We start from the raw sequence: 20167 nt of genomic DNA on the forward strand, positions 1-20167 counted from the left end.
CGCATCTCAGACCTCGCGCAGCAGCTGGCTGACCGACTTGAACTCGGCGGCGCGGGCATCGCCCAGCCATTCAAAAAGCACGGATTCGTGATTGGTGATGATCGCCCCCGCCGCGCGCAGGCGCTCGAGGCCGTTGCCGCGCAGCTCGGGGTTGCGCGAGCACACCGCATCGGCCGCCACGAACACCGTGACCCCGGCATCCAGCAGGTCCAGCGCGGTCTGGGTCACGCACACGTGGGTCTCGGCACCGCCGATGACCACGCTGTGGCAACCCGCCAGGCGCTGCTCCAGGGCCGCCTCGCCGCAGCAGGAGAAGGCGGTCTTGTCGGTCACGGTGGCCAGGTCGCCGAGATCCTCGAGCGCGGAGCGCAGTGGTTCAACGGTGTCGCCCAGCCCCTGCGGATACTGGCGCGACACCTCCACCGGAATACCCAGCTGGCGCGCGGCTTCCACCAGCCGCCCGGCGTTGCGCACGGTGCGTTCACGATCGGTTTCCGGCATCGCCGCCATCAGCCGCTCCTGCAGGTCGACCAGCAGCAGCGGCGAGCGTTCGGAACGCTCGCAGCGAGCCCGCGCAGCCCCGCTCATCACTCCAGCATGGCGTCGATGGATTCGAGGTCTTCCTCGGCCAGCTGACCCGCCGCGCGTTCCAGGCGCAGGGTGTTGGCGAGGAACTCGTAACGCGCCTCGGCGAAGTCGCGCTCGGCGCCGAACACTTCGCGCAGGGCCAGCAGGACATCCACCTGAGTGCGGGTGCCGACCTCGAAGCCGGCCTCGGCCGCCTCGAACGCGGCCTGGGTCGATTCCAGTGCCCGGTTCAGTGCTCGCACGCGGGATTCGGCGGCCACCGAGGCGAGATAGGCGTTGCGGGTGTCGCGCCGGGTCATGCGCTCGACCTGCGTCTGCCCCTGCTGCGCGGCCTGGAAGTCCTCGCGTGCCTGACGGGTCAGGGCGGTCACCCGGCCGCCGGTGTACAGCGGGATCTCCAGACGGATGCCGATCTGAGCTTCGGTGGAGTCGTTGAACTGGGAGCTCTGGCCGGGAGGCATGGCTGGTTCGTCCACCGAATGAAAGCGGTTTTCGCTGACTGAGGCGTTGAGGCCGAGACGAGGAAGACCTTCGGCCCGCTGGCGGTCGATCTGCTCGCGCGCGGTCTCGGTGGCGAGGCGCTGCGCGGCCAGCTCCAGGTTGTTCTCCAGGGCACGCTGCACCCACGCCTCGGCATCCCGCGGCTGCGGCAGCTGGAGTTCGGCATCGGGGGCCAGGGTATCGAGTTCGTCCCAGTAGCGGTTGGTGATCAATGCCAGCTGTTCGCGGGCCACGTCCAGTTCGTTTTCGGCGCCGATGCGCTGGGCCTCGGCCAGGTCGCGCTGGGCGCGGGCTTCCTTTACGTCGGTGCTGGCGATCAGGCCGACGTCGAAGCGGCGTTCGGTCTGCTCCAGCTGGCGCTCGATGGCCTCCAGTTCGGCGACGCTGAATTCCAGGCCTTCCTGGGCCACGAGCACGTCAAAATAGGCTTCGGACACCCGCAGCATCAGGTCCTGGCGCGCGGCATCGCGTTCCGCCTCGGCCCGGGCGATCTCCAGGTCGGCCTGGCTCAGTTCCACGTAGTTGCGCCGGTCGTAGATGCTCTGGTCCAGCAACAGCGCAAAACGGCTCTGCCGCCCATCGGTGCTGTCGCGTCCGTCCGGGTCGTTGTAGAACGCACCGCCTTCGATCTCGCCGCGCAGCTGGGGCAGGAGACCGGAGCGGGCGGCCGGGCGATTCTGCAGGGCACTGCGGTATTCCGCCTCGGCGATCTGCAGTTCGGCGTCTTCTTGCGCGGCCTGTTCGTAGACTTCCATCAGGCTCGCGCCCTGGGCGGGGGCGGCCGTGAACAGGGCGAGACCGGCGGCGGCGATCAGGGGATGCAGTCGTTTCATGGCGATTCGATTCCGGGCTGGCGAAGTTCTCGATACTAGCAAAGCCCGCCGCCGAAGGCGGGCGGGCCCGGTGGATCCGCGGGTTTCGCGGGATCTAGAACTCGAAGGCCGGACGCGGCTCGAACCCGGCCAGCGGCGGCACGCGGGTTTCGAAAAGGTCCTCGTGCCGGGTGTTGTCCTCGGTGGTGCGGGTGATCAGGCGCGCTTCCATGATCGGCGGTTCCCCGGTGATCACGAACAGGCGGCCGCCCAGGGCGAGGAATTGTTCGAGGAAATCGTCGTATTCGGTCATCGCCCCGTTAAGCGCGATGACGTCGTAGCGTTCGCGCGGGGGGCGCCAGCCCGGGGTCACCGTTCCGGTGCGCGGGGCGGCATTGGTGAGCCCCAGGTCGTGCAGGCGGTTGCGCGCGGCCAGACGCAGGTCGTCATGGCGATCCACGCTGTCTACATGCGCAGCCAGGCTCGCGAGGCAGGCGGTGGCATAGCCGGAACCGCTGCCGATCTCCAGCACGGTGTCGGTGGGCTGCGGGGCGACCGCCTGCAGCATGCGTCCGATGACGCGCGGCGGCAGGGTCTCCTCGCCGTGGCCCAGGGGGATCTCCGTGTCGGCGTAGGCCAGGGCCTGGTAGGGCTCGGGCATGAAGCGCTCGCGCGGCAGCGTCTCCATCACCCCCAGCACGCGCATGTCCAGCACGTCCCAGGGACGTACCTGCTGTTCCACCATGTTCATCCGGGCCTTGGCGAAATCCATTGCGGGATCCTCTGTGCGGCAACGAACCGTGAAGAGTACGGCCGCTGCGCGTTGCAGGCAAGTGGTGCCGGTTTCAGTCTTTGGCCAGCGCGTCGGCGATCGCGCGGATGCGTTCGTGGCGCAGGGCTTCGCCCAGCTGCGGGCCCTGGTGGCCGGCCTCGATCAGGGGTTGCGGGCTGACGGCCGTGGCGGCCTCCACGGCGCGCCGCAGGGCGTCGGCCTGGGGGTAGGGGCGCTCCTCCCAGCCGGTTCGCCCGCGGAAGTCGGCCTCGACCGCCAGCAGGAAGGGCTCGACGTTTTCCGGGCGGCGCAGGGCATCCAGGCCCTCGATCAGTTTCATCACGGTCTTCGGGCGCAGTTCGAACAGGCGATGCGCGAGGCCGTGATGGCGCGCCACCCGGATCGCGAGGTCGCGGTAGCGCCGGGGGATGCGCAGACGTTCGGCGAGCGCCTTGATGTGGGTGACGCTGCGTTCCTCGTGCCCGTGGTGCGCGGGCAGGATGTCCTCCGGGGTGTCCGCCTTGCCCAGATCATGGGTCAGCGCCGCGAAGCGGACCTCGGGCGCGTCGCTCAGGCGCGTGGCCTGGTCCAGCACCATCAGGGTGTGTACGCCGGTGTCGATCTCGGGATGGTATTTCGCTGGCTGGGGTACGCCGAACAGCCGTTCCAGTTCCGGCAGCAGTACCTCCAGCGCCCCGCATTCGCGCAGCACCTCGATGAACCGGCGCGGAGCGGGGCTGGCCAGGGCCTTTTCGAACTCGGCCCAGACGCGTTCCGGTACCAGGGCGTCAACTTCCCCCGAGGCGACCAGCTCGCGCAGCAGGGCGCGGGTCTCGTCGGCGATCTCGAACCCCCAGGGGGCCAGCTGGGCGGCGAAGCGTGCCAGACGCAGCAGGCGTACCGGGTCTTCGGCGAAGGCCGGGGAGACATGCCGCAGGATGCGGTTTTCCAGGTCGGTACGGCCGCCGAACGGGTCGATCAGCTCGCCGCCGTCGTCCTCGGCCATGGCGTTGATGGTGAGGTCGCGCCGTTCCAGGTCCTGTTCCAGCGGGACATCGGGGGCGGCGTTGAACTGGAAGCCGTGGTAGCCGCGCGCGGTCTTGCGCTCGGTGCGGGCGAGGGCGTATTCCTCCTGCGTCCGCGGATGGAGGAACACCGGAAAGTCGCGCCCCACGGCACGATAGCCGGCCGCTTCCATGGCCTCGGGCGTGGCGCCCACCACTACGTAATCGCGTTCACTGACCGGGCGGCCCAGGAGCCGGTCGCGGACCGCGCCACCGACCAGATAGATGTGCATCCCGGACGCGGGCGCCTCAGTCGCGCTCGTAGCTGGTGCGCAGCTGCTGCATGCGCGCCTCGCGGCCGCCCTTGCCCAGATAGGTGGGCGCAATGCTCTCCACCCGGGTGGGGCAGTGCAGGGTCTGTCCGGCGCATACGCTGTCGATCGACAGCGAGGCAAGGTTGTCGCGCGACAGCGGCTTGCCCGGCACGTACTCCAGGACGTTCGCCTGCAGGCGGCCCGCCCAGTCCGGCAGGCCGATGACCGGGCGCCGGTGGCCGGAGACCCGGCCGACGTAGCGCGCCAGTTCGCCCAGGCTGTACTCCCGCGGGCCGCACAGTTCGAACCCCTGACCGAAGGTCCCCGGATCGTTCAGGGCCGCGGCGAAGTGGTCGGCCACGTCGCCCACGAACACCGGGGCGAAGCGTGCCTCGGCGCGGGCCAGCGGCATCATCGGGGAGAAGCGCAGCAGGGTGGCGAAGCGGTTGAGGAAGCTGTCCTCCGGGCCGAAGATCACCGACGGGCGGAACACCGTGACCGGGAAGGCCGTGGCCGCGAACACCGCCTGTTCGGCCTCGCTCTTGGTCCGCAGGTAGTGGCTGGGCGGGTCCGGCATGTCGGCCTTCAGCGCGCTCATCTGCAGAAAGCGGCGCACGCCCTGGCGCTCGGCGGCGGCCAGGGCCTTTTCCGTCAGCTCGGTGTGAGCGCGGCGGAAGCCGGAGCCGTCGTGGCCGCGCTCGTTGAGGATCCCGACCAGGTTGATCACGGCATCCTGGTCGCGCAGGACCCGGTCGAGGTCCTCCGGGTCGTGGACGTTGCCGGCGATCAGGTCGACCTCGGGGTTCACCATGAGCTCGCGGTGACGGTGCGGGTGGCGCGTCACCACGCGTACATTCAGTCCACGGTCGATCAGCCGCGCCACGATGTGGTGCCCGACGAAGCCCGTTCCGCCCAGCAGGCAGACGTTGCGAATCGAGAGAGTCGACATGATTGCGAAGGCCCTTACCGAATACGGATGTGTGCGTCTTATACTCGGCTGTGGGCGCGTGATCAATCCACCCGGGCGGGCGCTGGCCCGGCGAGTCCCGAGAGAGAGGCCCGAAGATGACTGAACTGACTGCCGTCAATCCGGCCACCGGCACGGTGCTGGCGAGTTACCCGCGGTTGGATGCCGCCGGCGTGGAGGCCGCGCTGCAGGGCGCGGTGGACGCCCGCGCGGCCTGGGCCCTGCAGCCGGTGCACGAACGGGCCGCCCTGCTGCGCGAGCTGGCCGCGGTCCTGCGCGGGCGCCGGGAGGAGCTGGCGGTGACCGCGACCCGCGAGATGGGCAAGCGGCGGGTCGAGGCGCTGGCCGAGGTGGAGAAATGCGCGGTGGCCTGCGAATACTACGCCGAGCACGGGCCGGGCTTCCTGCTGGACGTCCCGGTGGCCACCGAGGCGGCCCGCTCGTACGTGGCCTGGCAGCCGCTGGGCACCGTGCTGCTGGTCATGCCGTGGAATTTTCCCTACTGGCAGGCCTTCCGCCAGGCCATTCCGGCGACCCTGGCCGGCAACACCGTGCTGCTCAAGCATGCCTCCAATGTGCCCGGCTGCGCGCAGGCGCTGGAGGAGGTGTTCCGCGCGGCCGGGTTCCCCGACGGGGTCTTCCGCAACCTGCCGGTGGGCTCCGATGCGGTCGAGGATCTGATCGCCGATCCGCGGGTGCAGGGCGTGAGCCTGACGGGTTCGGAGCGCGCCGGGCGTGCAGTGGGTGCGGCCGCGGGCAAGGCCCTGAAGACCTCGGTGCTGGAGCTGGGCGGTTCGGACGCCTTCATCGTCCTGCATGACGCGGACCTGGACACCGTGGTGCGCGAGGCCGTGCGCGGGCGGTTCCAGAACAACGGCGAGACCTGCATCGCGGCCAAGCGGTTCATCGTCGAGGATTCGGTCGCCGAGGCCTTTGCGGAGCGTCTGAGCCGGGCGGTGGCGGACCTGCGCACGGGTGATCCGATGGAAGACGGGACGGATCTGGGCCCGCTGGCGCGCGGCGATCTGCGCGACGAACTGCACGACCAGGTGCAGCGCAGTGTCGCGGCCGGCGCGGTGTGCCGCACCGGCGGTCAGCCGCTGGAGGGCGAAGGCTTCTACTATGCGCCGACCGTGCTGGACCACGTCGAGCCGGGGATGGCGGCGTTCGACGAGGAGACCTTCGGGCCGGTCGCCGCGATCACGCGGGCCGCGGATGCCGCGGCGGCGGTGGAGCTGGCCAACCGCTCGCGCTTTGGTCTTGGCGGGTCGGTGTGGACCGCCGACGGCGCTCGCGGCGAGGCGCTGGCGCGTCAGCTGGAATGCGGCTGTGCGTTCGTGAACGCGGTGGTGAAAAGCGACCCGCGTCTGCCTTTCGGCGGGGTAAAGGATTCCGGCTACGGGCGCGAACTCGCGGATCTGGGGATCCGCGAGTTCGTGAATGCGAAGACGGTCTGGGTGGCCTGAGTCAGCCGCCGGTCATGGACATGAAGCGCATGACCTTCTCCGGGCGCTCGTTGAATTCGTGGCGCTCGGGTTTCAGCGCAATCGCCTCGAGGATCGCCTCTTCCAGCTCGGCATCGCTGCAGCCGTCGCGCAGCCGCGGACGCAGCGCCAGGCTGTGCTCGTTGCCCAGGCAGGTGTGGATGGTGCCGTCCACCGACAGCCGCACGCGGTTGCAGGTGTCGCAGAAATGCTGGGAGATCGGGGTGATGAAGCCGATCCGCATGTCCGTGCCCGCCACCTGTACATAGCGCGCCGGGCCGCCGCCGGGCATCACCCCGGGGATCAGCTCGAAACGCTGCTCCAGGTCGCGGCGCACGTCCTGCAGGTTCACGTAGTGGCCTTCGTTCGCCGCGCGCCCGGTGTCGCCCACCGGCATGGTCTCGATGAAGCGCAGGGTGAAGCCGTGCTCGATGCAGAAGTCGACCATGTCGCCGACCTCCGTATCGTTGATGCCGCCCATCACCACCATGTTGATCTTGATCGGATCGAGCCCGGCGCGCTTCGCCGCCATCAGCCCGTCCAGCACCTTCTCCAGCTTGCCGCCGGTCACGTCCTTGAAGACCTCCGGGCGCAGGGTATCCAGGCTGACGTTGATGCGCCCGACCCCGCCCGCGGCCAGCGCGTCGGCGTGCTTCGCCAGGCGCACCGCATTGGTCGACAGCGAGATGTCGTCGATCCCCGGCAGGGCGTTCAGGCGTGCGGCCAGGTCCGGGAGTTCGTGACGCACCAGCGGCTCGCCGCCGGTCAGGCGCACCCGCCGGGTGCCGAGGCGCCCGAAGGCCGCCATCACCCGCTCGATCTCGTCGAAGGTCAGCCAGTGCTCGGGCACTTCGAAATCGCGAAAGCCCTCCGGCATGCAGTAAAAGCAGCGCAGGTCGCAGCGGTCGGTGACCGATACGCGCACGTATTCGATCTTCCGGCCAAAGGGATCCACCAGTCCGCGGTCGTTCATCCAGGCCCCCGGCCTCGGGCGAGGCGTTATGTTTGCGAGGGAACATCGTAGCCCATGCGGCGGGTCGCGCGGAAAATGCCCAGTTCCGGCGCGAGAATAAATAAATTCTTTCTGGGATTAATATGGGTTATCCGAGCATAAGTACTTCTCGTTGGCCAAGCCTTCCGGCGGGGTCCACAATACGCCGTGGACAACTGAACCGACAGTCAACGAGGTCGCGCCCATGAGTGCCCTGCCCGAATTCGAAGATCACGGCAAGCAGGAGATCAAGTACACCACCTGTTACATGTGTGCCTGTCGCTGTGGCATCAAGGTCACCGTGGAGGACAACAAGGTCCGCTACATCCAGGGGAACCGGCATCATCCGATCAACAAGGGCGTGCTCTGTGCCAAGGGCAACGCCGGGATCATGAAGCAGCAGTCCCCGGCCCGCCTGCATCAGCCGATGCGCCGCAAGCCGGGCACCGAGCGCGGCGCCGGCGAGTTCGAGCCGATCTCCTGGGACGAGGCCATCGACACCCTGTCCGAGCGCCTGAAGAAGATCCGCGAGACCGATCCGCGCAAGCTGGCGTTCTTTACCGGCCGTGACCAGATGCAGGCCCTGACCGGCCTGTGGGCGACCCAGTTCGGCACCTACAACTGGGCGGCCCACGGCGGCTTCTGTTCGGTGAACATGGCCGCCGGCGGCCTGTACACCACGGGCTTTGCCTTCTGGGAATTCGGCGACCCCGACTGGGACCGCACCAAGTACCACATGCTGTGGGGCGTGGCCGAGGACCATGCCTCCAACCCGATCAAGATCGGGCTGGAGAAGCTCAAGCGCAACGGCGGCAAGTTCGTGGCCATCAACCCGGTGCGCACCGGCTATCAGGCGATCGCCGACGAATGGGTGGGCATCAAGCCCGGCACCGACGGCCTGTTCGCGCTGTCGATGCTGCACGTGCTGCTGAAGAACAGCCAGTTCGACTGGGACTTCCTGGTGCGCTACACCAATGCCACCCAGCTGGTGGTGCAGACCCCGGGGCAGCAGGGCGACGGCCTGATCCTGCGCGACGACAACGACAACCCGCTGGTCTGGGAGCTGGAGAAGGAAGACTTCGTCGACGGCAGCCAGGTGGACATCAAGCCGGCGCTGTTCGGCGAGTACACCGCCCCGGACGGCCGCCCGGTCAAGACCGTGATGACCCTGCTGGCCGAGCGTTATCTGGATGACGAGTACTCTCCGGAGAACACCGCCGAGATCACCGGCGTGCCGGCCGAGCAGACCGAGCGCCTGGCGCTGGAGATGGCCCACGTCGCGTTCAAGGAGACCATCGAGCTGGACGTCGAGTGGACCGACTCCTGGGGCCGCAAGCACGACAAGGTCGTCGGGCGTCCGGTGTCCATGCACGCGATGCGCGGCATCTCGGCGCACTCCAACGGCTTCCAGACCTGCCGCGCGATCCACTTCCTGCAGATCATGCTGGGTTCGGTGGACTGCCCCGGCGGTCACCTGGCCAAGCCGCCGTATCCCAAGCACGTCCCGCCGGGCATCAAGCCGGCGAAGGAATGCGCGCCGAACACCCCGCTGAAGAGCCCGCCGCTGGGGTTCCCGACCGCGCCGGAAGACCTGGTGATCGATGACGACGGCAACCCGCTGCGCATCGACAAGGCCTTCTCCTGGGATGCGCCGATCTCCAACCACGGCATGATGCACATGGTCGTGACCAACGCGGTCAAGGGCGACCCGTACCCGATCGACACGCTCATCTTCTTCATGGCGAACATGTCGTGGAACTCCACGATGAACACCGATGAAGTGATGGACATGCTGCGGGCCAAGGACGAGAACGGCGAGTACAAGATCCCGTATCTCGTGGTCTCGGACGCGTTCAACTCCGAGATGGTCAGCTTTGCCGATCTGGTGCTGCCGGATACCACCTATCTGGAGCGCTACGACACCATCTCCATGCTCGACCGCCCGATCTCCGAGCCGGCCGCGGCGGCGGACTCCATCCGCCACCCGATCCTGGAACCGGATCGCGACGTGCGTCCGTGGCAGGAGGTGATGGTCGAGCTGGCCAGCCGCCTGAAGTTCCCGGCATTCACGAAGGACGACGGCAGCCGCAAGTTCGAGGACTACAAGGACTTCATCGTCAACTTCGAGAAGGAGCCGGGCATCGGCTTCCTGTCGGGCTATCGCGGCAAGGACGGTCAGAGCCACCTGCGCGGTGAGCCGAATCCGAAGCAGTGGGAGGCGTACATCGAGAACCAGGGGTTCTTCATGTATCACCTGCCGGAGAGCCAGCAGTTCTACCGCTACGCCAACCAGGAGTACCTGGAGCTGGCGAAGCACGCCGGCTGGGTGGGCAAGACCGACCCGATCACCATCGAGCTCTACTCCGAGACCCAGCAGCGCTTCAAGCTGGCCGGCCAGGGCCTGTATGACGGCCCGCAGCCGACCAAGCAGGAGCACAAGGATCGTCTGGCCGAGTTCTTCGATCCGCTGCCGATCTGGCACAAGCCGCTGGAGCAGACCCGGATCGACGAGGACGAGTACCCGTTCTACGCGGTCAACCAGCGCCCGATGTTCATGTACCACTCCTGGGATTCGCAGAACGCCTGGCTGCGTCAGATCTGCGCCCAGAACTACCTGTACATGAACCGCCAGAAGGCCGAGTCCATGGGCATCGCCGACATGTCCTGGGTGTGGCTGGAGTCGCACAACGGCAAGATCCGCGTGCAGGTGAAGCTGATCGAGGGTTGCGAACCCAACACTGTCTGGACCTGGAACGCGATCGGCAAGCAGAAGGGCGCCTGGGGTCTGAAGGACGACGCCAACGAGTCGCAGAAGGGCTTCCTGATGAATCACCTCATCAGCGAGCTGCTGCCGGAGAAGGGCGACCCGGTGGACGACATCACCAACTCCGACCCGGTCACCGGCCAGGCCGCGTGGTACGACCTGAAGGTCAGGATCACGCCGGCCGAGCCGGAGGAGCAGGGCTCCTGGCCGCAGTTCGACAAGGTCAAGGCCACGCCGGGCATGTCCGAATCGCCGGACCAGCTGCGCTACCACGCGCACAAGCCCGTGCACCTGAACCGCGACATCCGCGACGTGCTGACCCGCGGTTCGCTGGACGACGACAAGAACTGAGCCGGCCCGCCCCGTGGCGGCCCGGCGCCGTCACGGGGTTCGCCCGCACGAACGATTTGAGGGAGTACCAACCATGCGTCTTGGACTCGTGATCGACATGGATACCTGCGTGGGCTGCCATGCCTGCGCGGTAGCCTGCAAGCAGTGGAATACCAGCGGCACCACCGGGCCGCTGACCGACTATCAGCCCTACGGCGAAGACCCCAGCGGCGTGTGGTTCAACCGCATCCGCCACTACGAGGTCGGGGACTACCCCAACAACAAGACCGTCAACATCCCCATGTCCTGCATGCACTGCGAGCATGCCGACTGCGTGAACGTCTGTCCGACCGGCGCCTCCTACAAGCGCCCGGAAGACGGCATCGTGCTGGTCGACCAGGACAAGTGCATGGGCTGCAACTACTGCGCCTGGGCCTGCCCCTACGGTGCCCGCGAGCTGGACCGCGAAGACGGCGTGATGAAGAAGTGCACCCTGTGCGTGGACCGCATCTACGACGAGGCCCTGCCGCCGGAAGAGCGCCAGCCGGCCTGCGTGATCACCTGCCCGGCGCATGCGCGCTTCTTCGGTGACTTCGACGACGAAGAATCCGAGGTGAGCCGTCTGGTGCGCGAACGCGGCGGGGTGAAGCAGATGCCCGAGCTGGGCTACAAGCCGGTCAATACGTATCTGCCGCCGCGAGTCACCCGCCCCATCCCCACCGACGACGTGCGTGCCAATACGCTGATCAGCTCGGTGAAGGACTGGGTCAACAAGATGGTGGCGCGCTAAGGCGCCGCATCCGGGGAGAAAACACCATGCATCCTGCACTTTCCGTCATCCTGTTCACGGTCACTTCGGGCGCCGGCTATGGTCTGTTCGTCCTGCTGGTAATCTTTCATCTGGCCGGCATCGGTCCGGCGATGAGCCACGGTGAACTGATCGCCCACGGCGTTGCCGCGCTGGGCCTGATTACCTTCGGCCTGCTCCTTTCCACCGGCCACCTGGCGAACAAGAAGAACGCCTGGCGTTCGTTCATGCGCTTCAGGACCTCCTGGCTCTCGCGCGAGGCGGTGTTTGCCGTGCTGTTCTATCCGTTTGCGCTGGTCTATGGCCTCTGCGTGTTGCTGTTCGGTCCGGAGATCGGCCCGCTGGGCATGGTGGCCGGCCTGGTGGCCGCGATCCTCGCCGTGATCACGCTGTTCTCGACCGGCATGATCTACGGCTGCCTGAAGACCATCCGCCAGTGGAACACCGCGCTGACCCCGGCCAATTACATCATGCTGGGCGTGGCCACCGGCGCGGTCGCCTATGCAGCCATTGCCAGCGCCTTTGACAACGCCACCGCGATGCACGCCGGCGTGGCCATCGTGATGCTGCTGATCGCCGCGGTCCTCAAGGGGATCTACTACTTCTGGATCTCGCGCGTGAGCGGCCCGACCATCAACACCGCCACGACCTTCAACCGGGCCACCGTCCGGCTGCTGGATACCGGCCACACCGCCGGCACCTTTCTGACCGACGAGTTCGGCTACGACCCGGGCAAGAACACCACCGACACGCTGAAGATGGCCGTGTTCCTGCTGGGCTTCATCGTGCCGGCCCTGGTGTTCGCCGCGGTCCTGACGGGGGCCCCGGCAGCGACCGCCTGGCTGGCGGTGGTCTCGTCCCTGATCGGCGTCGGAATGGAGCGCTGGCTGTTCTTCGCCGAGGCGAAGCACGTGGTGCGTCTGTACCACGGCGATCAGCACACCTGACCCGTCTGACCCGCCGAGCGGCCGTGGTGCCGCAGCAAAAGGCCCCGCATCCGGGTTCCCGGATGCGGGGCCTTTTCGTTCAGGGGAATCCGACGCCGATGCGCGTCGGGGCGTTCGGGGATGCCGGGTTACTTGTTCTTGCCGGCCTCGCGCACGTTGTGCACGACCACATAGCCCACCCAGCCGAGGAAGACAACGATGCCGAGCAGGGTCGCAATGGTCAGGATGCCGATCGGGGACTGAAACAGGATTTCGGTAATCATGGCGCTCTCCCTGTGGTAAATGCCGCACCTGCTACAAAAATAGACCGGTTCCCCACAGGGCTGCCATGACCTGTCTCAATCTTTCGGAGGCTCTTCCTCTCGGGTGCTGCCGTTCATGACCACGCAGTTGCGTCCCCGGGATTTGGCCGCGTAGAGGGCGTCATCGGCCCGCCGTAGCGCATCGTCGGCGCCCCTGTCGTCCGCGCGAAGGATGGTCACCCCGATGCTGGTCGTCACCCCGGTGGTGTTCGGGCGGTCGGGCTGCGGCTCCATCGCCTCCACCCGCGCCCGTACGCGCTCCGCGGTGTGCTCGGTGTCTTCCGGCGAGGTCCCGTGGAGCAGGATTGCGAATTCCTCGCCGCCCAGGCGTGCGGCGCGGTCGCCGGCCCGCAGCGACGAGGCGATGCAGTCGGCGAATTGGACCAGCACCTGATCTCCGATCTCGTGACCGTAACGGTCGTTGAAACGCTTGAAGTGGTCGATGTCCAGCATCAGCAGGCCGGCGGCATAGCCCGGTTCCCGGCGCATCCGCGCGTATTCGCGCTCCAGTTCGTCCATGAACAGCCGACGGTTGGCCAGCCCGGTCAGGGGGTCGGTGCTCGCCAGCGTTTCCAGTCGCTGCTCCATTCGTTTGTGTTCGGTGATGTCCTGGACCACGCCCACAATTCGCCGGGCGCGCTGGTCACGGTCGCGTTCGATCACTTGCCCGGCATCCTGTAGCCAGGCCTCGGAGCCGGACGGGCGACGTACACGGAACTCCGTCGAATAGCGTGGGGTTTCGCCTTTCAGGTGTCGTTGCAGGGCGGTGTCCCGCCGCTCGCGGTCATCCGGATGCACCGCCCCGTCCCACAGCGCTACGGACCCCGTACCTTCCGTCTCCGCCAGACCGGTGAGCTCGCCCCAGCGACGGTCGAAAAACATCAAATCCTCGTCGATCCGCCAGTCCCACAGGCCCAGATGGGCCCCTTCGAGTGCGGCGGCCATGCGCGCCTCGGATTCGCGGACACGTCCCTCCAGACTCGCGCGGCTGCGGGCATAGCGGATCGCGCGCACCAGGGTGGAGGTCTCGATACGACCCTTGACCAAGTAGTCCGCCGCCCCGGCTTCCAGTGTCCTGAGAGCGAAATCCTCGTCGTCGTAACCGGTCAGCACGATGATTGGCGTGTCCCGGAACCACTCGCGTGCGGCGCGCACGGTGTCCACCCCGGTGCTGTCAGGCAGTGACAGGTCGAGCAGAACGATGGCGGGCGAAACCTTGTCCAGGGCCTGCGGCACCGCCGACAACCGGTCGACCCAGGTCACCTCGAAGTGTTCGCGGGCCGAGCCGCGCAGGCCGAAGCGCACCAGATCCGCGTCCCCGGGTTCGTCTTCCACCAGCAGCACTGGCACGCCCTCCCCGCGGGTGTCCGCCGGGGCCGTTGCATGGTCGCCGCCTTTTCGGGGCACTTCCGGCGAGGCGTCGCGATGCCCGGTCGGGGAAGGGGCGGGCGTCGGAGACGGGGCGTGCTCCACCAGCGGCAGGTTCCAGTCCTTCGCCAGGCGCTGAACACGGTCGCAGAACTGTTCCATGTCCAGCGGCTTGACCATGTAGTCGGCCGCCCCGTTTTGCCGGCTCGCGCGGATGTCGCGTTCCAGATCCGAGGTGGACAGGACGACCACCGGGATCGCGTCGGCCTGGTCGGTCTCGCGCAGGCGCTGCAGGAACTCCAGGCCGCCCATGTGCGGCATGTTCAGGTCCAGCAGGATCAGCCCCGGCTGCGGGGCTTCGTCGTACGGTGGCTCGCCGGCCAGGAACCGCAGGGCCTCGCGCCCGTCGTTCACGTGATGCAGGCGCGCGGTGACCCCGGCTTCCTCGAAGGCCATGCGCGTCAGGTGGACGTCCGCCGGTTCGTCTTCCACCAGCAGGACGTCGGTGACCGGCTCGGCGGTCTCGTTCATCGGGTAATCTCCACGGGCCCCTTCATGCGCCTGCGTTGTCTTCAGTTCGCTCGTCTTCCGGAGTCCGGCGGGGTATCCGGAACCAGAAGGTGCTGCCGAGTCCCGGTCCGTCCGATTCGGCGCCGATGCGGCCGCCGTGATGTTCCACGATCCGGCGGCACAGCGCCAGACCGATGCCGCTGCCTTCATATTCCCCGTGACCGTGCAGACGCGAGAAGACCCGGAACAGGCGATCCCTCTGGTCCTGCGGGATCCCAACCCCGTTGTCCCGCACGCGGACCTCCCAGTGGTCGCCGTCGATGCGTCCGTCGATGCGGACCTCGGGGCGCGTGTCGCCAGGCATGTACTTCAGGGCATTGTCGATCAGGTTCTGCAGCAGGCGCACCAGCTCGTCCTGGCTGGCGACCAGGCGCGGCCAGTCACCTTCGACGTGGATGCGCGCCGATGTTTCGGACACCGCCGGCTGCAGGAACGCCAGAGCGGTGTCCAGGGCCTCACGGGTGTCCAGCGGGGCCATGGGGTCAGTCTTGCGTCCCACCCGGGAATATTCCAGCAGACCCACGATCATGCGGTCCATGCGTCCGGCGCCCTCGGTGGCGTAGCCGAGGAAACGTTGCTGGTCGGCATCCAGCTGTTCGCCCAGGCTGCGCTCCAGCAGCTGCAGGTAACTGCTGACCATACGCAGCGGCTGGCGCAGGTCGTGGGACACGCCATAGGCGAACTGCTCCAGCTCCTCGTTGGATCGGCGGAGCTCCAGATTCAGCCCTTCCAGGGCCTGCTGCACCCGGTGGCGTTCCAGTACGTTGCCCAGCAGGTCCGCCACGTGCCGCAGGGTCTCGGCATCCTCCGGCCCCCAGGATGCCGTTCCGTGTACGTCCACCACACCCAGCAGCCCCTGGGGTTCGCCGGCCGCCAGCAGGGGCGCGGCCATCAGCGCATGCACCCCCAGCCCCCGGAGCCATTCCCGTTCCCTGTCTGCCGCTTCTCCGAGTGTCTCTACATCGGGTATGTGGATCAGACGTTCATGGGCCATCCGTCGCTGCCAGTCCGGGAAGTCGGCCAGGGCCAGTCCCTGGAGTTCCTGTTTTCGGTGTGGCACCCCGGGCGCGGCCCATTCATGGGTGTTGTCGAGGATCCCTCGGTCCTCGCGAAACAGAAAGACCCAGGACCGGCTGGCCCCCAGCAGTTCCCCCAGCACCGCCAGCGATTCCTCGATCGCCCGGTCCACGTCGCGTCGGGTCACCAGACGCGTGGCGATGTCGGAGGTCGCGCGATCGGCGGCCTGGCGCCGGGCCAGGGCTTCTTCCGTGGCCTTGCGTTCGGTGATGTCGAGCACCGTCCCCAGCATCCACAGAGGCGTGCCCTCGTCGTCGAATTCCACCTCGCCCTGCTGGTAGACCGTGCGGATCTCGCCGTCCGGGCGCAGGATCCGGTGTTCCACTTGATAGGGCACACCCGGGCCGCTCACCGAGGCATCGATGGCCGCGCGGACCGTGTCGCGGTCGTCCGGGTGGACCCGTTCCATGAAGGCCGCCTCGGTCGCGCCCCATTGGTCGTGGTCCAGTCCGAAGATGCGGTAGACCTCCTCCGACCACCGGATCTCGCCGGAGCGGAAATCGGATATCCAGTTGCCCATGTGGGCGATGCGCTGGGCCTCGGCCAGCTCGTTCTCGCGCTGGCGCAGCTCGGCCTCGACCTCCTTGAGCCGCTGGATATCCACGTGGATGCCCGTCATCCGCCGCGGTTCGCCCTGCGCCCCCCCACTCGATGACCCGCCCCCGGCCGAGGGTCCACAGCCAGCCGCCGTCCGCCAGGCGATAGCGGAACTCGATGGAGAACTTCCCGCCCTCGGTCAGCTGGCGCTGCACCTGCGCCTCGGCCTCGGGGAGATCCTCCGGGTGCAGGCGCTGGCGCCAGTCCTCGTAAGCCAGCGGCTGGCCCTCCGCCGGGTCCTCGCCCAGCATCCGCCAGCACTGTGCATCCCAGTGGATCCGGTCTTCCGCCAGATCCCATTCCCAGATGCCGAATCGCGCGGCCTCCTGGGCCAGGCGGAAGCGGGCCTCGCTGTCGGCCAGGGCCCGCTCCATCGCCTTGCGCACCGAGATGTCCTGGAACGACACCACCACGCCGGTCAGTTCGCCGGTGTCGTCGCGCATGGGCGAGGCGTAGACCAGGACCGGGAAGGACTCGCCGTCCTGGCGCCAGAAATGGTCTTCCCAGGCCTCCACCGTCTCGCCACTGACCAGGACCCCGTGGATCGGACATTCCTGCGCGGGATAATGCGAGCCGTCCGGATGGCTGTGATGTGTCGTGGTGTGGGAATCCCGCCCGAGAGCCTCGGTCTGGTCTGCGAAGCCCAGCAGGCGGCATCCGGTGGGGTTGATGAACGTGAAACGGCCCTCCCGGTCGATGCCAAACACGCCTTCGCCGAGGCTGGCCAGCAGGTTCTCGCGGAAGCGGCGTTCCTCGCTGCGCGCAGCCTCCATCGCGAAACGCTGGCTGACGTCGCGCACGATCATCAGCACTTCGCGGTCGTTCAGCGGGACCACCCGGGCCTCGAAATGGCCGGGCATGCCCAGTGCGGTCGTGTCGTATTCGAAGTCGCGGACCTCGCCGCTGTTCAGCGCCTCGCGGATCGCCCGGGTGCCCGGTTCGGCATAGGCGGGCGGGAACAGTTCGTCCAGGCGCCGCCCGAGAAACTCCTCGGGTGGCATCAGCAGCATCTCTTCCGAGACGGCCTCGCATTCGATGAAGGTGCCGTCGCGGTCCATCCGGAACAGGCTGTCCGGCAGGGCCCGCATCAGTGCGCGCGCGTGGGTCTCGCTGCGCTCCAGCGCCGCCGCCTTGTCTTCCAGTTCCCGGCGCACTGTGGTCAGGCGACGGTTCACCAGCACCAGGCCGAGGATCAATGCGAGCATGAGACTCCCGACCACCAGCGTCAGGGTGACCTGCTGGCCGTAGACCTGCATGAATTCCCGCAGGCTGAGCTGCGGGATGGCATCGAAGGGCGGCAGTCGGAGTTCGCGTGCCAGCTCTTCTACCGGTTCGTAGTCCATGGGAACCGCAAAGCCGTCGATACCCGCGGCCTGCGCGGGTGCCGACTGGCGGTCCAGCTCCAGCAGGGCGACCAGCATGCGGTGGCTGAGCTCGCGGGGCACGTGGCCAATCGCGATGAACGGCCATTCCGGATACAGCCGGGTGGACAACGCCAGCGGGAAATCCGCCATGTCCTGGCGGGCGATCACTCGGATCTCCTCCGGGTCGATCCGACCGGCATCCTGCAGGCGCTCCAGGATCCCGATGCGCACGAACCCTACGTCCGCTTCGCCGTCCAGGACCCGTTCCACCACCCGGTCATGCGGCATTCCGGTGAATTCGACGTCTGCATCCCGCGGTGTCGCGCCGCGTTCGCGCAGCTCCCTGACCTGTGCCTGATAGCCGCCCAGTGATTCGGGCACTACGGCCGCGATGCGTTGTCCGGCTATGTCTTCCCAGTCATTGATGTGGTCGTCGCCGGCGCGGGTAAAGGCGACCCCGCCGAATCCGCGTAGCGGTGTCCCGTGGTGCATGGGGACCAGGGTTGCCAGGGCACCCGACAGGTGGCTGTCGCTGCGGATGCGGATGAAGTGGGTGGGATTGGTCAGCAGGAAATCCAGCCGGTTATTGCGAAGCTCCTGATCCAGCGCCGAGTATTCGGCGATCACCGCGTCCACCGTCACATCATCCAGTTCCGCGTCCAGGTGTTCGATCAGCGGGCCCCAGCGCTCCCGGGCCACATCCTCCGGTTCGAAGGCCAGGATCCCCACGGTCACGCTGCGTTCGGCCACCGCCGGCGTCGCTGCAAGCATCAGCACGGCGACCAGCAGGGGGGCTGCGATCCCGATCGCGTATCTCATCGGGGCTCCTCGCGCGGCAGCAGATCCGGGCGTACCAGTTCATCCCCGAAGTCGCGGTCCAGCGGCGCGTCCGCATCTCCCATCAGGCCGGCGATCTCCCGTGCCGCCTGCAGGACCCGGGAGTCGGCACCGGCCAGCAGACGGCGATTGCTGGCCGGATCCGGCAGCACCAGTCCGCGGAAGGTTTCCATGGCGCGGTGGCCGGGGACCCCCAGGCGTTCCGCCATGCGGTAGCCCGCGTCCACCGGGTTGGCGCGCAGGTGATGCAGGGCACGGAAATGCGCCGCGATCAGGTGGCGGGTCGAGCGTTCGAGCCGTTCCAGGTGACCGGCCTCGATCGCGAGGACATCGAAGATCGTGTCCGGCATCGCCCGGCTGTCGAACAGGACGTGCGCGCCGTCGTCCAGCAGGCGGTCGGCGACGGGCTGATAGGTCACTACGGCATCCACCTCATCCTGCTCCCAGGCGGCCTCCTGCTCGTTGATGGTCAGCGACATCGTTTCGACCTCGTCGCGACTGAGGCCCGCCGTGTCCAGGGTGTGGTGGAGCATCAGGGCCCCCAGGGCCGAGTCTTCCACGCCGACCCGGCGCCCGGCCAGATCTTCCAGGCTTTCGATCGCGGGGCGCGCCAGCACCATGTCGGCACCCGCGGAGATGTTGAAGACCAGCACGACGCGAAGATCCGTACCCCCGGCGCGCACCCGTAGCACCTCGTCCAGGGTCAGCGCCGCACCATGGACCTCGCCCGCGGCCAGTCGGCGCATGGATTCGCTGGCGGAGTCGGTCTCGCGCAGCAGGACCCGGTCGGGGTCCAGCCAGCCCATGGCCCGGGCCAGGAACATCGGCTCGTAGCCCGGCCATACGTGGCCGGCAATCTCCAGTGGCGGCTCCGGCCGGCCACAGGCCCCCAGCAGGGCGGGGAGGGTGGCGCCGGCGGTGACCAGAAAGCTGCGTCGATCCATGTACATGTCCGCATCGGGCGGGGGGCGGCCCGGCTGGTCCGGGCGGTTGATAAGGTGTTCCAGTCTACAGACTCGCGGTTTGGCGCGTCGCCGTTCCCTCGCGATTGCGCCGGCCGGGACGCATGCGCGTGGATCAAGCGCGTGTTGCTGCCGGCGCGCGTGCCGGGTGTAGACTTGGAACAGGTGGCGGACTTGCAGGAGGTACGCAGCATGCTTGCGGAACGTGTGGAGGAATGGACCCGGGACTGGAAGCAGCAGGGGATCGAGGAGGGGCGAAGGGAAGGACGCGAACTGGGCCGTGAAGAGGGCCGTGAAGAGGGCCGTGAAGAGGGCCGTGAAGAAGGCCGTGAAGAAGGCCGTGAAGAAGGCCGCAAGGAAGGTGAGGAAGCCGTGCTGCTGCGCCTGGTGGAGATGCGTTTCGGCGCCGAGGCGGCCGAAACGTATCGTGCCCGAATCGAACAGGCGGATTCGGAGACGTTGCTGCGCTGGTCCGAGCGGATTCTGACGGCAAAACGTCCGGAAGATCTCTTCGCCTGACGGCCGGCCGTCAGGCCAGCCGGATGGCCTTCCGTCTGCGTGCTCCGTACGCTCGCCGAGGACCGGTTCCGGCACAAAAGCTCGGAGCCGTGCATCCTGCCTGCCCCGTCTTCAATGTCGTCATCGGCCGTCGTGGGAGGTTCACCAATGCCCCCACCCGAATCGGATGGCAGGGCCTGGGTCTTGCGGGAAATGGCGCGCCCGAGAGGATTCGAACCTCTGACTTCCACCTCCGGAGGGTGGCGCTCTATCCAGCTGAGCTACGGGCGCTTCGCGGCAGTATGCTACG

General features: G+C 67.7%; 15 protein-coding genes, 1 tRNA gene and 2 pseudogenes. 5 read left to right on the forward strand and 13 right to left on the reverse strand.

Annotated features, from left to right (window positions below):
- Window positions 1–6: 6 nt before the first annotated feature.
- The 5 genes from F787_RS0104885 to F787_RS0104905 all read right to left on the reverse strand — a co-directional run bounded on the left by F787_RS0104885 (window position 7) and on the right by F787_RS0104905 (window position 4940).
- Window positions 7–588 carry an isochorismatase family protein gene (locus F787_RS0104885; RefSeq protein WP_018869056.1) on the reverse strand — a complete coding sequence of 194 codons (582 nt, stop codon included), beginning with the start codon at window positions 586–588 and terminating at the stop codon, window positions 7–9.
- Window positions 588–1922 carry a TolC family outer membrane protein gene (locus F787_RS0104890; protein WP_018869057.1) on the reverse strand — a complete coding sequence of 445 codons (1335 nt, stop codon included), beginning with the start codon at window positions 1920–1922 and terminating at the stop codon, window positions 588–590. The genes F787_RS0104885 and F787_RS0104890 overlap by 1 nt, the downstream gene beginning before the upstream one ends.
- 94 nt (window positions 1923–2016) lie before the next feature.
- Window positions 2017–2673 carry a protein-L-isoaspartate O-methyltransferase gene (locus tag F787_RS0104895; RefSeq protein WP_028491466.1) on the reverse strand — a complete coding sequence of 219 codons (657 nt, stop codon included), beginning with the start codon at window positions 2671–2673 and terminating at the stop codon, window positions 2017–2019.
- A gap of 73 nt (window positions 2674–2746) precedes the next feature.
- On the reverse strand, window positions 2747–3970 hold the full coding sequence (locus tag F787_RS0104900; RefSeq protein WP_028491467.1) for a multifunctional CCA addition/repair protein: 1224 nt from the start codon (window positions 3968–3970) through the stop codon (window positions 2747–2749).
- A 16-nt stretch (window positions 3971–3986) separates the two neighbouring features.
- Complete coding sequence (locus F787_RS0104905; RefSeq protein WP_028491468.1) at window positions 3987–4940, reverse strand: complex I NDUFA9 subunit family protein; 954 nt, start codon at window positions 4938–4940, stop codon at window positions 3987–3989.
- Window positions 4941–5056: 116 nt separating this feature from the next.
- Here F787_RS0104905 and F787_RS0104910 point away from each other — a divergent pair, with 116 nt between their 5' ends.
- Complete coding sequence (locus tag F787_RS0104910; protein ID WP_028491469.1) at window positions 5057–6424, forward strand: NAD-dependent succinate-semialdehyde dehydrogenase; 1368 nt, start codon at window positions 5057–5059, stop codon at window positions 6422–6424.
- Window position 6425: 1 nt separating this feature from the next.
- Here F787_RS0104910 and moaA read toward each other — a convergent pair whose 3' ends face one another.
- Window positions 6426–7415: a GTP 3',8-cyclase MoaA gene (gene moaA / locus F787_RS0104915; RefSeq protein WP_028491470.1), complete on the reverse strand. Its 990-nt coding sequence runs from the start codon at window positions 7413–7415 to the stop codon at window positions 6426–6428.
- A gap of 223 nt (window positions 7416–7638) precedes the next feature.
- Here moaA and F787_RS0104920 point away from each other — a divergent pair, with 223 nt between their 5' ends.
- From F787_RS0104920 to F787_RS0104930, 3 genes are all read left to right on the forward strand, one after another.
- Complete coding sequence (locus tag F787_RS0104920) at window positions 7639–10548, forward strand: molybdopterin oxidoreductase family protein (protein ID WP_028491471.1); 2910 nt, start codon at window positions 7639–7641, stop codon at window positions 10546–10548.
- 73 nt (window positions 10549–10621) lie between these two features.
- Complete coding sequence (locus F787_RS0104925; protein ID WP_018869064.1) at window positions 10622–11317, forward strand: 4Fe-4S dicluster domain-containing protein; 696 nt, start codon at window positions 10622–10624, stop codon at window positions 11315–11317.
- Between the two features lie 26 nt (window positions 11318–11343).
- Window positions 11344–12282: a DmsC/YnfH family molybdoenzyme membrane anchor subunit gene (locus F787_RS0104930; RefSeq protein WP_019021578.1), complete on the forward strand. Its 939-nt coding sequence runs from the start codon at window positions 11344–11346 to the stop codon at window positions 12280–12282.
- 128 nt (window positions 12283–12410) lie between these two features.
- Here F787_RS0104930 and F787_RS17290 read toward each other — a convergent pair whose 3' ends face one another.
- The 6 genes and pseudogenes from F787_RS17290 to F787_RS0104950 all read right to left on the reverse strand — a co-directional run bounded on the left by F787_RS17290 (window position 12411) and on the right by F787_RS0104950 (window position 19347).
- Complete coding sequence (locus tag F787_RS17290; RefSeq protein WP_018869066.1) at window positions 12411–12545, reverse strand: hypothetical protein; 135 nt, start codon at window positions 12543–12545, stop codon at window positions 12411–12413.
- 75 nt (window positions 12546–12620) lie between these two features.
- Window positions 12621–14483: a diguanylate cyclase domain-containing protein gene (locus F787_RS0104940; protein WP_028491472.1), complete on the reverse strand. Its 1863-nt coding sequence runs from the start codon at window positions 14481–14483 to the stop codon at window positions 12621–12623.
- Between the two features lie 22 nt (window positions 14484–14505).
- On the reverse strand, window positions 14506–15819 hold the full coding sequence (locus F787_RS17105) for an ATP-binding protein (RefSeq protein ID WP_231373396.1): 1314 nt from the start codon (window positions 15817–15819) through the stop codon (window positions 14506–14508).
- An 18-nt stretch (window positions 15820–15837) separates the two neighbouring features.
- Window positions 15838–16218: pseudogene (locus F787_RS17110) on the reverse strand (PAS domain-containing protein); the annotation flags it as partial.
- A gap of 79 nt (window positions 16219–16297) precedes the next feature.
- Window positions 16298–18379: pseudogene (locus F787_RS17115) on the reverse strand (PhnD/SsuA/transferrin family substrate-binding protein); the annotation flags it as partial.
- Window positions 18376–19347 carry an ABC transporter substrate-binding protein gene (locus F787_RS0104950; protein ID WP_028491473.1) on the reverse strand — a complete coding sequence of 324 codons (972 nt, stop codon included), beginning with the start codon at window positions 19345–19347 and terminating at the stop codon, window positions 18376–18378. The gene F787_RS0104950 and the pseudogene F787_RS17115, both read right to left, overlap by 4 nt.
- Before the next feature lie 204 nt (window positions 19348–19551).
- On the opposite strand from F787_RS0104950, the gene F787_RS0104955 reads away from it, so the two are divergent.
- The gene (locus F787_RS0104955; protein WP_028491474.1) at window positions 19552–19878 is read left to right on the forward strand and encodes a hypothetical protein; all 327 of its coding nucleotides are present in this window, start codon (window positions 19552–19554) and stop codon (window positions 19876–19878) included.
- Window positions 19879–20071: 193 nt separating this feature from the next.
- Here the strand turns inward: F787_RS0104955 and F787_RS0104960 are convergent.
- Window positions 20072–20148: transfer RNA gene (locus tag F787_RS0104960), tRNA-Arg, on the reverse strand.
- Window positions 20149–20167 lie beyond the last annotated feature (19 nt).

This window comes from Thioalkalivibrio sp. ALE19, assembly GCF_000428605.1.
In the GTDB taxonomy this organism is placed as follows: Bacteria; Pseudomonadota; Gammaproteobacteria; order Ectothiorhodospirales; family Ectothiorhodospiraceae; genus Thioalkalivibrio.